The organism is Photobacterium kishitanii, assembly GCF_003026355.1.
GTDB lineage: Bacteria > Pseudomonadota > Gammaproteobacteria > Enterobacterales > Vibrionaceae > Photobacterium > Photobacterium kishitanii.
Window position 1 is genome coordinate 362,441 of record NZ_PYON01000002.1, and the last position, 14,308, is coordinate 376,748.

The window sequence follows — 14,308 nt, forward strand, 5'->3', positions numbered from 1 at the left end:
ATTTCGGTATGTCATATTGTTATGCTTTATTTTGTAAATTTACTATTTTTTTATCGATAGTTTTTTCTGCTTCTATCTTTGCTACAGCAGAAGAGTACGATTTTGGTGATGCAATTGATGATGGAAATAATACTACTCCATCAACATTACTTACAAATGATGGCGCTCGCCATAAATATATCCCCGGTGGGGCAGTTACTGGTGTTGTAGTTAATAGTAACTTATCACCTGCTGTTAATGGCATTACTTGGACATATGAGAATATGCCAAATAATAGTAATGCGAATGGTGCTAATCAAAATGATATGCTTGTTATTAATAATAATTTACTGGCGCAAGGAGCAAGTTATTCAGGTGGTGACGGGTATGATAGATTAGTTCTTGGGCACGACCAAAGCTACTATATTGTTGTATCTCAAGGTACGCATGCATGGCGTGTAACATGGCCTAATAATAAATATTTAAACTTAAATAATGTTGAAGAGATATTATTTGGGAATGTAACAAATCAAGTTGAAAGTCCTGTCTATTTAGGAACAATAAAACCCGATACAGAAGCCGGTAATTATCAATCCTTAACGGCTGATCTTGACGATACAAATAATGGCTCACATAGCTCAGGCAGTAATGATGAAGATGCCTATCAAAATACAACGCATTCTATTCCAACAGATAGCTTTTCTCTCTCAGTGCCTTGTAATGATCATGATGGTACTCAAGATCTGGGTGCAACTGTTTATGGATGGGTAGATTTTAATAGTAATCAACAGCTTGAAGCAATTGAGTATGCACAGGCCGATTGTGTTGATAACAATGATAGCTCAAATGGTTCCGCAGCGCTTAGTTGGACTGGTTTATCTGGTGTCACTAATGGCGATCAACTGCTACGACTACGAATAACAACGGATACTTTGTCAGTTGATGATGGTGCTACAACTTGGGATGAGCGTGCTACTGGTGCTGCTAATGATGGTGAAGTTGAGGATCATATTTTAACAATTATCGATGCTCCAACCATCGATGAAGATGAAGGTGATCCTTCTCTTCTTGATTTTGGTGATGCGCCGAATACTTATGGTACTGACGATGCTTCAAACGGTGCTAAACATGAGATTTCAGCCAATTTATATATTGGTGCTACATTGCCTGATGATGAAACTGACGGCCAGCCAACAGCAAATGCTGATGGTGATGATGTAAACGGTGATGATGAAGATACTTTAACGCTTCCTGTACTTTCTCCTTCAATGAAAGCATGGTCATTAGATGTACCTGTAACTAATACTACTGGCAGCCCTGCAACTTTATATGCATGGGTAGATCATGATTTAGATGGGCAATTTCAAGCTGATGAAATGGCCTCTGTGACTGTATCTAATGGTACGAACAATGCCAACGTGACGCTGAATTGGACTAATTTATCGGGCAGTGATGGTGGTGACGTTGGTGATTCTGTGATCCGATTGCGTTTAACTAGCGATGATTTAGATGTTACGCAATCTGATAATGCAGCTACAACCAATGTTGATGAAAGGGCGTTAGGTGCGGCAAGTGATGGCGAAGTCGAAGATCACCATCATAAAGTCACGTTCCATTTATTGATTACTCAGGGTATTTCTGGAAAAGATCATAAAATAGGTGTGAGTGGTTCATCGGGTAATGATATTTACGCAATTTTTGAAGCGAAATTTGGTGTTGGTTATGTTACTCATGACGAAGTCGCACCTATTCAAGATTTAACGACGGAATTTACGTTAACAGACTACCAAACCATTTTATTTAAACATTTTAAAAATGCTGCGGGTACGCCTGAGTATGATACGAGCGACGAAATGGATGCATTAATCGCTTATCGTAATCAAGGTGGGATCTTACAGGTAACGACAGAAGGTGGACGTTTAGCTGATAATTATGAATATATACATTCATATATTGTTAATCGAATGGGATATCCAGGAGCAATAACAAACGCTTATAACGCTTATTCTGGTCCATCAAATATGACTCGATTACATACACCTACAGCCTCTGCTGGAGGTCTGGCAGTACAAAATACGATTACTACAAGTGGAACAATGGCATCATTACGAGGCATTGATCATCGTAGTATTTTATATGCAACGACAGCCGTTTCTGATTCATGTTCTAATATAGATGCTGTTGTATGGCTCATTCCTTATAACCCGACATCAACAGGAGGATATGCATTTCCTAAATCGCAGGTAGGGCCATATCTTGCTACTAGTGAGCGTGTTCATTATTTTACTTGGCATTATGGTGTGAGTAATAGTGTTAATTACCAAGAGTTTGCAAATTTTGCTTATGATTATTATGAAGATTCAGCGGCATTCAATGCGCGTAACAATTGGCTCAATGATCCAAATAATCTGAATTCAACCTGTCCTACTACTGAATTAGATTTTGGTGATGCGCCTGATACAAATGCCGCTCAGTTGATGAATAACTATTCTACCGCTTATCAATTTAATGGCCCACATCATACTAATAATGGCGACGTGTATATCGGTACTTCCCCGACATTAGAAACAGATGCTTATGTTTCAACAATGGCTGATGGTGATGTCGATGATGGAGTAACTCTACCTCCTGCATTTAGTGGTGAAAATACTTATATTGTCACAGTCAACGCGACCAATAACAAATCAACACCAGCTAATCTAGTCGCGTGGTTTGATTTTAATCGTAATGGCCAATTTGAAGCGTCTGAGGGCATTACTCAAGTAGTGCCACCGAATACTACATCACAAAATTATCCTCTTACCTTTAATTTGACGGGTTCTCTGGTTAATAACACCACTTATTATACCCGTTTTAGGATCACCACTGATGCTATTGATACTAGCAGTGAGCTCGGTGCTGCTAGCGATGGTGAAGTAGAAGATTACACCATAATGGTCGTTCAAAGTGGTATTTTCGATGGTGGTGATGCGCCAGAAAGTTATAAGACTACATTTGCTGTCGGCGGTCCTTATCATGAAAAAAGTACAACATTGTATTTGGGGAGTAATAATGTTGATGTAGAGACTGCAGTTGCTAGTGCATTAGCTGATGGGGATGATAACAGTGTTAATAATGATGAAGATGGACTCAGTGTAATCACTATCAATGCCGGTATGACTACTGCGAGCATAACCGCCCAAGTGTTTAATAATACGGGAGCTAATGCACAATTAGTTGTATGGGTAGATTGGGATAAAAGCGGTACCTTTGAAGCCAGTGAAGCCCAAGAACAAAATAGTCTTTCTAGCAACAATACCCTTACCGATATCACCTTAAATTGGGCGGGTTTAACACCGATTACTGGTGGTAATTACTTCATTCGTGCCCGTTTAATGCCAGGTGCTGATGGTGTAACCACTAGTGATATTGGGGGCTATGCAAGTGATGGTGAAGTGGAAGATCATTTGTATATAGTGACAGATACGGACTACGGTGATGCACCAACCAGTTATGGCAGTGCTTCACATTTTTTAAATACTGAAATAGTGCAATTAGGTGCCACCATTGATTATGATGCTGGCAATTGGGGCGATGGCACTGACAACAATGCTAATGCCACTGATGATGATACTGTTGATGATCCTACTGGCGGTGTCGATGACGAAGACGGTATTGCTTCACTGCCTGATGTGGATGTGGCTACCGATACTTCTTATTCGTTAGCCGTTGATGTCAATAATTCCCACCCAACTAATACAGCAACCCTTCATGTATGGTTTGACTCTGATGGCAGCGGCAGCTTTGATGTCGATGAATATAAAACAGTTTCTATTCCAGCAGCAACGGGTGCAATCACCGAAAATATTACATGGAATGGCTTAACGGGGTTGAGCACAGGCACTCGTTATGTACGTGCTCGAATTACTACTGATACTTTAACGACAGGCGCGACAGGGAGTGCTCCTGATACTCGCGCGACAGGGCTTGCTAGTGATGGTGAGGTAGAAGACTATCCCGTTAGCTTTACTTATGAACATCCAAGTATTGTTGATCCATCGACCACTGATACTGATAACGATGGTGTGATGGATGATATCGATGTCGATGATGACAACGATGGTATTTTGGATGTCGATGAAGGATATATTTGTTCAAGTACGCCTATTTTTGAATCGGCGTGGGACATAAAAGTATATCAGGGCGGTAGTGGGCCGAACTGTGGAGATCAACTTGGTATTGCATCTGTGACTGAAATAGCATCGGGTACAATGGATGAGTTTCCAGGAGAATTAAAAGTTGATTGGTACAACGCTGGAGCATCCACTTTACTGGCAACATTAAATAGCAATGGTGGTAATGTTACAGGAAGTAATCCAACAGGTTCGCATTGGATAGTTCGTCATGAACATACCTTTAACGCAGGAGAAGCAGGACTTTACGACCTTCTACCATCGGGAACAACACATGATAGTAAAATGGGAATCAAGGTTGATCAAAATGGTATAGAAACGGTATTGTTCTGTACTGCTGCATGGACATCACCGTCGCCAGGTGTTAGCAATATTCAATTTAATGAAGGTGATAAACTCCGTTTATATATCAATGAATATGCAGGCGGAAACCAAGGTTTAACTATTAATCTAGGCGGTGCTTCTGGACAAACATATTGTCCGTCTCCATCTTCTGTTGATGAGGATAACGATGGTATTCCTAATCATCTTGACTTAGATAGTGATAATGATGGCATCCCCGATAACATCGAAGCTCAAACAACTGCGGGCTATATCGTTCCTAATAACGATACAGCGACAGATTATCAGAATAATAATGGTTTAAATACCGCTTACCTTGCGACTAACGGCTTAACTCCAAATAATAATGATACTGTGGACGAACCTGATTGGCTTGATTTAGATTCGGATAATACCGAAACCAATGATACTGATGAAGCTGGGTTGAGCACTATTTTAACAGGCATTGATACTAACTTTGATGGTATCGATGACACCATTCTTCCGCCACCAAGCCCAACCGATATTTGGCAATCAGGTATTGTGAATGCGTCAACCGGCACAACCTTTACTTCAACGGCAGATTTACTGGATTATTACCCAACCGTTGATGGTGTTGAAATGAATTGGCGAGGTTCATTTGCGACTGATTTTGGTGATGCACCTGACAGTTACAAAACGCTGTTAGCCTCTGATGGAGCAATGCATTATGTCAGTCATTATTCCATCTATTTAGGGGTTGAGCTTGGCGATAATGAAGCCGACGGTGTCAATGGCAACGGTACAGAAGATGACACCACGGGCAGCCCTGATGATGAAGATGCGGTTGGGGGGCTTGTTTATGCTCGCTCAACAGGGGATCTCTCCATTACTTCCTTGTGTAACGATCATGATGGTAGTAGTGATTTAGCAGCCACCGTTTACGCATGGGCAGACATGAATATCGACGGTGATTTTGATGATGCGGGTGAATTTACTTCTGCACCTTGTGTTGATGCAGATAATACTAGCAATGGTACCAGTTCACTGGGCTTCACGGGCTATACCGCAGTGGATGGTAATAGCTATGTCCGTTTAAGAATTACGACAGACCCTCTAACGGCGACAGACATGGGCGGAATGGCCAGTGATGGGGAAGTCGAAGATCATCCATTGCTCATTCTTGCTGATACTTCCACGCTCGATGGCGGTGATGCGCCTGATAGTTATTTAGTCGAATTTGCTGAAGGGGGCCCGCAACATATACCGTCATCAACATTATATTTAGGGACTAATAATGTTGATGGTGAAGTCACCGCGGCCAGCAGCGATGCCACCGCCGATGATACCACGGGGAATGATGAGCAAGGTGTTACCTTACCGCAATTGTTACTTGATGAAACCAGTTATACCGCTACCGCCCAAGTGTTTAATAATACGGGTGAAGATGCGACTTTAATTGCGTGGTTAGACTCCGATCGTAATGGCACTTTTGATGCGTCAGAAGCAATTACTCAAACGGTGCCATCAAATAATACCTTAACGGGTTACGATATTGCATGGGCAGGGTTATCACCAATCGGTTATGGCACTTATAATGTACGAGTGCGTTTAGCACCTGCTAGTGATGGATTAACGACCGTAAGTGTTGGCGGAATAGCAACTAATGGTGAAGTGGAAGATCATCAGCTTACCGTTTATGAATGTAGCGTTACAGAAGCATCTGGTTATACCGATCTTACTCAAGGGTTATCGGTAGGAAGACATGTTGCTACCACATGGCAAAATAAAGGATTATTGATAGAAGAGGTGTCGACTTCATCTCCTTATGCTTACGTAAATGATGTATATATAATGAGTCATGGAGAGCCTGCGGGTTATCAAGTTGATAGTAAAATGCTTTATGCCGGTAATAATGCTGTATCGTATAAGTTAGTCAACATAGATGGCTCTCCACGAACAGCTAATTCAGTGTCAGCGGTAGGGGATCCAAATGGTTCATCAGGTACAATTACTGTGGTTGCACTGGATTTAAATGACACAACGATTGCAACGAAATACTACCCTGATAACGGACCAGCTTTTGAAGTTAACACATCAGATACTGGTGGCACGCCTATTCATCGTGTTGTGATGTGGTTTAACTCTACAGCGTTTGATGGCTTTGTCGGTGCACTTGAAAGTAGTTGTGAGGTTGCTGTTCTTCGCCAAGATTTTGGTGATGCTCCTGATATGGACGCAGGTACTGCTGTTGGTGATTATCAAACTCGATCAGTTGATGGTGGTGCTGCCCATAAGAAAACCGATACGGATGGTGATACTCAAATTGATATTACTTTAGGTACTGCATGGGATTATGACGATGGTATACATCAAGGTTTCCCTGCAAATGCTGATGATTTGGATGAGGCGACTGATGATGAAGACGGCGTAACCTTATCATCAGCCATGGAGCCACCGGGTGGCAGCTTTGATCTCGATGTTGTGCTGACCAAAGATGCCGGCTCAACCCTCAATGGCTTACAACTTCATGCGTGGATCGACTGGAACCGTGATGGTGACTGGGATGATGCGGGTGAGCAGATCATTAATAACCCAACTGCCACCGCAGGCACCATCAACACCCCTATTACCGTGCCGGGCGGTGCAGAGCTGGGTTACACCTATGTGCGAGTGAGAGCCTGTTCTGCTGATACCAGTTGTGATTCGCCGATTGGTGAGGCGAATGATGGTGAGGTGGAAGATCATCAATTCATGATTTCAGATTTAAACTTAGTCAACGTGTGTGATCAACTTTATGTCACCGAGTCTGCCGATGGTGGTAATAATTACACCTATTCAGCGGTCACTCCAGTTCAACCGCTGACGTTTGAATTTAATGCGATCCAAAATAACGTTTCTTATTTCCGATTAAATGCATTAGCGCTTGATAGAAATACCGGCATGATGTACGGCACGTATAATAGCAACGGTTATACGGAAGTGATGATGACTGATACTACGGGTACCAGCTTTAGTTCGCGAGGTCGAATTTTCTCTGATGGTAACTATAGTATTAGTGCACTTTCTGGAGGCACCGCGAACTTCTCTACAGGTACGGCTCTTCCCGCTACTATCGGAACGCTCTTTTTCCAACGCGGCCCTGTGAATATGGGTACTATGTCCCGTGATGGCACTAAATATTATGTCGCTAGTAGTGTATGGGATAGCCTGATTATTATTGATTTGCCAAGTATGACCTTTAGTGTCAAACAGCTGCCTACTCAATTGGTTGGCGGAGCACCTAATGGTGCATTAAGGATTGGACCTGACTGGGCCGTTTCTGAAGTCGATGGTTTAATCTATGCGGTAGATCTTACGGGGAATGGCAATATTGGTACAGAAACGGAGCCAACAACTCCAACTCTTTATACTTATAATCCAGATACTAATGCTGTTACAACCACACCATTAAACTTTAATGGTGCTAAAGCGCCCAATTTTGCTACTGGCGCAGTGGCAACTGATGATATTAATCATTTATATGCATTTACATTAGCAGGTGATCACGACTCAACCGGGGATGGTTACTATGATATTAATAATGTCGTGGGTATGTACCGTATTAACTTAATTACAGCGGAGGCTTCTTTTGTAATACCAAGCACTATTCCATCGGTTAACTTCCATGATGCTGCTGGTTGTATTGCTAGTATTGATAAAGGTGACGCGCCAGATACTTATGGACAAGTAGGGCACCGTAATGATGATGTAGATAAATCAGGCGCCCCAGACTTGATTTTAGGTACTCGTTGGGATCCAGATCTTCATGATTTTTATAGTAACGATGCAACGGGTGATGATCGTACAGGGGAAGATGATGAAGATGGTATCACTATGCCTGCCGATATTATTGTCGCTACGTCAACCACGATTCCTGTTACCGTAACAGGTGGTAATGGCTTCCTAAGTGCATTTGTTGATCTCAACAATAACGGTGTATTTACTGATCCAGGTGAAAGAGTCCTCGATGACTTAGCTGTGAGTGCGGGGAATAATAATGTGGCACTGACATTAAGTGCAGGACCAACTGGCGGGTTTGATGGACTGACCTTCATTCGTTTCCGTTTATGTACCGTAAGCGATCTTTGTGATACGCCAACGGGTACTGTTGCTAATGGTGAAGTTGAGGACTACCAATTTAATTTAATTAATCAAATTGTTATCACTGGTACCGTGTTTGAAGATAATGGTTATCTTGGTGGTACTGCACATGATGGCTTTATTAATGGATCCGAAAAAGGCTTAGGTAACTTTACTGTTGAGCTTGTTTATAACGGCACTGGTATTACAGGTTATAACAATGGTGATGTGATCAATACCAAGATTACGACAGGGAAAGGAGATTATAGGTTTGTTGTTCCTGTCACATTCGCTGGAGAGCCATTATTAATTCGTGTCGTACCACAGTCAAGATGGATTGATATCAGTGAAGGTGATGTCACAAGTATGCCACAAGTGACTAATACGAGTATCACTGATAGTGAAATGAGTATTATCGCTCAAGCTGGGGACAGTCTAACCGGATTAGATTTTGGTAAAGTTAGTGTACCAACATTAGAGCCGGATAATTATACAGAGACCGAGCCAGGCGTACCTGTGGTCTTTAGTCATAAATTTAATGTCAATACTTCAGGTGATGTTAACTTTAGTATCGTTAATCCTCAAGCCTCGCCATTAAACAACAGTTGGAATCAAATCCTTTACCTTGATGATAACTGTAATGGCGAATTAGATGTGGGTGTTGATGGGCCAGTGACGAATCCAACTGCTGTGAGTGCGAATGGTACAACTCAAGTGTGTGTATTAGTAAAAGTGATAGTGCCTGAGAATGTACCATTGCATGCGGTGTATAACTATCAACTTAATGCCGATATGGTGTTTAGCAGTAGCACGGTCACACGTCAACTGAGTGATGTTGATACCATTAAAGTGAGTTTTAATGGCGCAGGGGAACTTGAAATAGAGAAAACAGTAAAAAATATCACCCAAGCTGATAGCGAAAGTCGCAGTAACCAAGCGTTACCTGGGGATGTCTTAGAGTATAAGATTTACTTTATAAATAATGGCTCAGGTCCTATTGATACCGTTAGAATTTATGATGCAGTGCCAGAGTATAGTCAATTATCTCAAATCATTAGCTGTACATCACCAGCCACGTTACTGCCATCAAGCATTACAGCTTGTTCAATCATAACAGCTGATGGCGCAAATACTATGGGTTATCAGGGAGGTATTGAATGGCAATTCGGGGGTACATTATTGCCCGCTGAAAGAGGCTATGTGACTTATCGAGTGACGGTGAAATAGGTGAAAATAAGAAAGATCGGCATAGGTAATAACATAATTTAAGGAAAATCTAATTATTAATAAAATGAGACAAGATAATGGGTATTTAATTAAAACATAAAAGTGGCTTATTACTGTTTTAAATATATCGGAGGTGTTATGAATAGATTTCATAATATTATTATTCATAATACAGCCTTTATTTTATTATTATTTAGCGTCTCTATTAATGCAGAGCAACCTCGAGTTATTAGTAATAGTGGTTTTTCAAATGGTGTCTTTCAAACCTGTGCCGCAGTTGGTAAATATTATTGTATGCGAGTATTTGCAGGTAGAAATGGTGATAACTATTTAAATGCAGGTAGTGGTTGTGCAACATTCAATGGATCATCAACATTTTATATGGGGGATGTTGTTGTTCAAAAAGGAACAATTCGAACATTAAATGCTGATGATCGAGCGACATTTTATTTCCCCAATGGCGTAACAAAGCAAATAAATGGAGGCCATAACGCTGGCGGAAATTGTGAGACAGGATCTAATCATACACAAACATTTAATCAAGATATCGTCCCATTAGGTACGACATTTACTGTAGCAGCAGATGTTAAAGTTGGTGGTGGTGGCGAAGCATGGGGACAAATGGATGTGTATTTTGAACCTTACTTACAAGATTATGGTGATGCTCCTGACGCCACTAATGGAACTGGGCCTAATAATTATCGTACTCGACAAGGAGATAATGGTCCCTCGCATCGCGCATTAAAAAGTGAATATACGACGTATTTAGGGGTCAATGTTCCAGATGATGATGATACTGGGCTTCAAAATGCAGATGCAACGGCTGATGATATAAATGCTGGTAGTAATTTTTATGGTATTGCTGCTGATGATGAAGATGGTGTGACTTATCCTAGTGTACGATATATTGATACCAGCTATTCAATTACGGCTGATGCAACTAATACATCAGGATCAAATGCTTATTTATATGCATGGTTTGATTTTGATAATAGCGGTACCTTTGATGTCGATGAATTAATTACAAATGGTACCGGTCCTGGTGGCGCTTATATTGTTGCTGGTGGTACAAATAATGTTACTCAAACATTAACATGGAATTCTCTTGCTGATTTAACGGCTAATGGTTATTACTTTTCTCGTGTTCGTATCAGTTCAACATTAATTAATACAACGGCAACAGGTAGTAATGAAGATACTCGTTCTTTAGGCGCGTTAAACAATGCCGGTGAAATTGAAGATTACATGACTTGTGTTGGCTGCGTAGATATAACGGGTCATGTTTATGACGATGTAAATGGTGACGGTGATCTTAGTGATAAAGTTGCTGTTAATGGTGTAAGTGTTTATGTTTACACGGACGATGGTGACAATATTCCTAATGCAGCAGATGGCTCGCCAAGTTTCACTACCACAACAGATGTTAACGGGTATTATTCCTTCCTCCAAATTCCTGGTGTTACTTATTTTGTTTCTCCAAATCCTCCTGCTACAGGGGCTGCTGTTGCTGAACAAACATATACGACAACGTTAACCGATAATATTAATGGTACTTTTGTTACCAGTTATTGTGATGCTAATGGTGACGCAATTGCGGACGTAACCCCAATTAATACCACCGGCGTTTGTTTTGGGGGCTGGGATGGTGATCGAGCAAACAATAATGCTAATACTAATTTATCACTACGTGAGCATATTTCTCGGATTGCTTTTTCTGCTAATTCCTCGGCGGTAAATAATCTTGATTTTGGCTTTTCATATAATGTAGTAACAAATATAAATAATTCAGCCCAAGGTTCATTAAGGCAGTTTATCACTAACGCCAATACCATCTCAGGTGCAAATGAAATGCGGTTTGTTCCAGCGGTGCCAGCGAATGATACGAATGCCAGTGCTGATTGGTGGGTGGTGACACCAACATCATCATTAACAACAATTACGGGAGCGAATGGTGCGAATACTACATTAGATGGAACAGCATATAGTTATAGTGATGGCGTTACTGTTATCGATTCAAACTCAGGTAATTATTCAGCATCTCAAACCGTTGGAAGTAGTATTGGTTGTAGTACTGAAACTATACCGGCATTAATGAAACCAGAATTACAGATCGATATGGCAACGAGCAGCAGTCCTTACAGTGCTGAGTTAGTGATAATTAATGCTGATAATACAACGATTAAAAATCTGTCATTAACCGGCGGATCGTTGGGTATTAATATATATTCAGCAAATATTACCGATACATTAATTGAAAATAATTTAATCGGTATTGATCCTGCAGGAAATAATGATGTTATTGGTCAACAAACCTGTGGTACATCGTTAGGTTGTGCTGGTATAGCAATTGCTAATTCAGGCAACGGAACGCTAAGTGGTGATAATGGTATTATTCGAAATAATGCGATTAAAACAGCGCATAATAATATAGCGTTAAATAATTTAAATGCTCAGTCAAATACGGTTAATTGGCAGATTATTCACAATCAATTACTCGGTACAATATCTACAGCAGCAACTCCTTATCACAATGTTGTGATTAGTCGCGGGGTTCCTAGTTACTTAAATATTCAAGGAAATTTACTGCGTGATGCTACAGGAGATGGGATAAACCAAAGCTTGACGTCTAATGTGGATCTATTTCAAACACTCACCAGTAATGATATTCAAAATGTGGCAGGCGATGGTATTCATTACCGTAGTGGTCGTCATTCTATTATTGAATGTAATCTATTACACAATAATGGCGATTCTGGCATTTCTATTGATGGTAATACTAATGTTCGTGGATATCTAATTACTAAAAATAGTTTTAATAATAATGATTCTAATGCTATAGACCTTCAAAATGGGGCAACAGGTAACGGTGTTTCTGTTAATAGTGATTTATGTAATAACAATACAGGTGCTGGCGCGAATAATAATTTAGCTCGTCCTCAAATTATCAGTGCAGTTTATGATGGCACTAATCTAACGTTACAAGGAAATGTATGTAGTACTGGTGAATTTACCTTTGAAGTGTATAAGGCCAATGCGGGTATTGGTGATATTGGTGCTGATGCTAAAAATGCAGGAGAAGGAGAAGAATATCTTTATACTATTAGCGGTATTGTCGGTTCAGTTTTAAATCATGTTATGCCAATTGCTGGACTCGTTAATGGTGATGAAATAACGGTAATCGCTTCTCGTATTGTGACAGGAGGACTTGGCGTTTTACAAGATACTTCAGAATTTAGTGCTAATGTACCTGTTGATATGGATATTGTATTGAATGGTAAAGTTTTTGAAGATAATGGCCAAGGTGGTGCTGTTGCTCATGATGGTATTCAAAATGGTGATGAACAAGGATTAGATAATTTTATTGTTATTGCTTTTTATGATGATGTGCCAATAACTGACTATGTTACGGGACAAGAAATAGATCGGGTAATAACAAAGGATGATGGGCATTATAGTCTGACAATTCCAGTAGAATTATCACAAAAAGATATTAAATTAATTGTGGTATCAAAAGCGGTATGGATCGATATTTCTGAAAGTGATATGAGTTTAATGACTCAAGTTACCAATGGTTCTTTAACGGATAGTATGGTGCTAATTAATGCAACTGCTGGTGATAATTTAACGGATTTAGATTTCGGTAAGGTAAGGGAACCAATATTACAACCTGATAATTATACCGAAGCTCAACCGAATATTCCGATTGTTTTTAGTCATAAGTTTTATTTGAATACCAATGCTAATGTTAGTTTTAGTATTAGCAATATAAATAATTCTTCTAGTGGTTATATAAATAATCATGTTTTATATCATGATGTTAATTGTAGTGGTAAATTAGATAGTACGGTAAATAATCCGCTCATTAATCCAATACTCATGAATGCTGACACAAATACACAGGTTTGTATCTTAGTAAAAGTAATGATGTCAGATAATATGCCATTACATTCGGTCTATAAATACCAGCTTAATGCGCAAGTGGATTTTAATAATAGTGTAATACAACGTAATGTTACTGATAATGATACTATTGTCGTTAACTTTCGTGGTAGTGGTGAACTAGAAATAACCAAAACGGTAAAAAATATTACTCAAGGTGGCAGTGAAGGTGTGCTTAACACTGCGGAACCTGGCGATGTGTTAGAGTATAAAATTAATTTTATTAACAGTGGCTTAGGCGATATTTCAGATATTAAGCTTTATGACTCAACGCCTGAGTTTACAGATCTTAATTCAATGATTGATTGTAGTATTGCCGTAATACCGACTGGATTGTCTTGTAATATCACAATGGTGAACGGTAGTAATATTATTGGTTATGAAGGTGGTATTATATGGGAATTGGTCGGTTCGTTGTCTTCAGGAAGTAAAGGAGAAGTTATTTATCGTGTTAAAGTGAAATAATCTTTAAATGAATTGCATAATGCGATTATATTAAAATTATCCCATAAAGAATAAAAAGCAGTAATAATAAGACATTACTGTTTGTTTTTCTGTTTTTCTTAAAT

2 protein-coding genes are annotated in these 14,308 nt (G+C 39.9%); both read left to right on the top strand.

What is annotated here, in order from left to right; all coding sequences use genetic code 11:
- Window positions 1-8: 8 nt before the first annotated feature.
- Complete coding sequence (locus tag C0W29_RS03570; protein WP_045045471.1) at window positions 9-9,800, top strand: GEVED domain-containing protein; 9,792 nt, start codon at window positions 9-11, stop codon at window positions 9,798-9,800.
- Window positions 9,801-9,938: 138 nt separating this feature from the next.
- Complete coding sequence (locus C0W29_RS03575; protein WP_045045470.1) at window positions 9,939-14,204, top strand: GEVED domain-containing protein; 4,266 nt, start codon at window positions 9,939-9,941, stop codon at window positions 14,202-14,204.
- Window positions 14,205-14,308 lie beyond the last annotated feature (104 nt).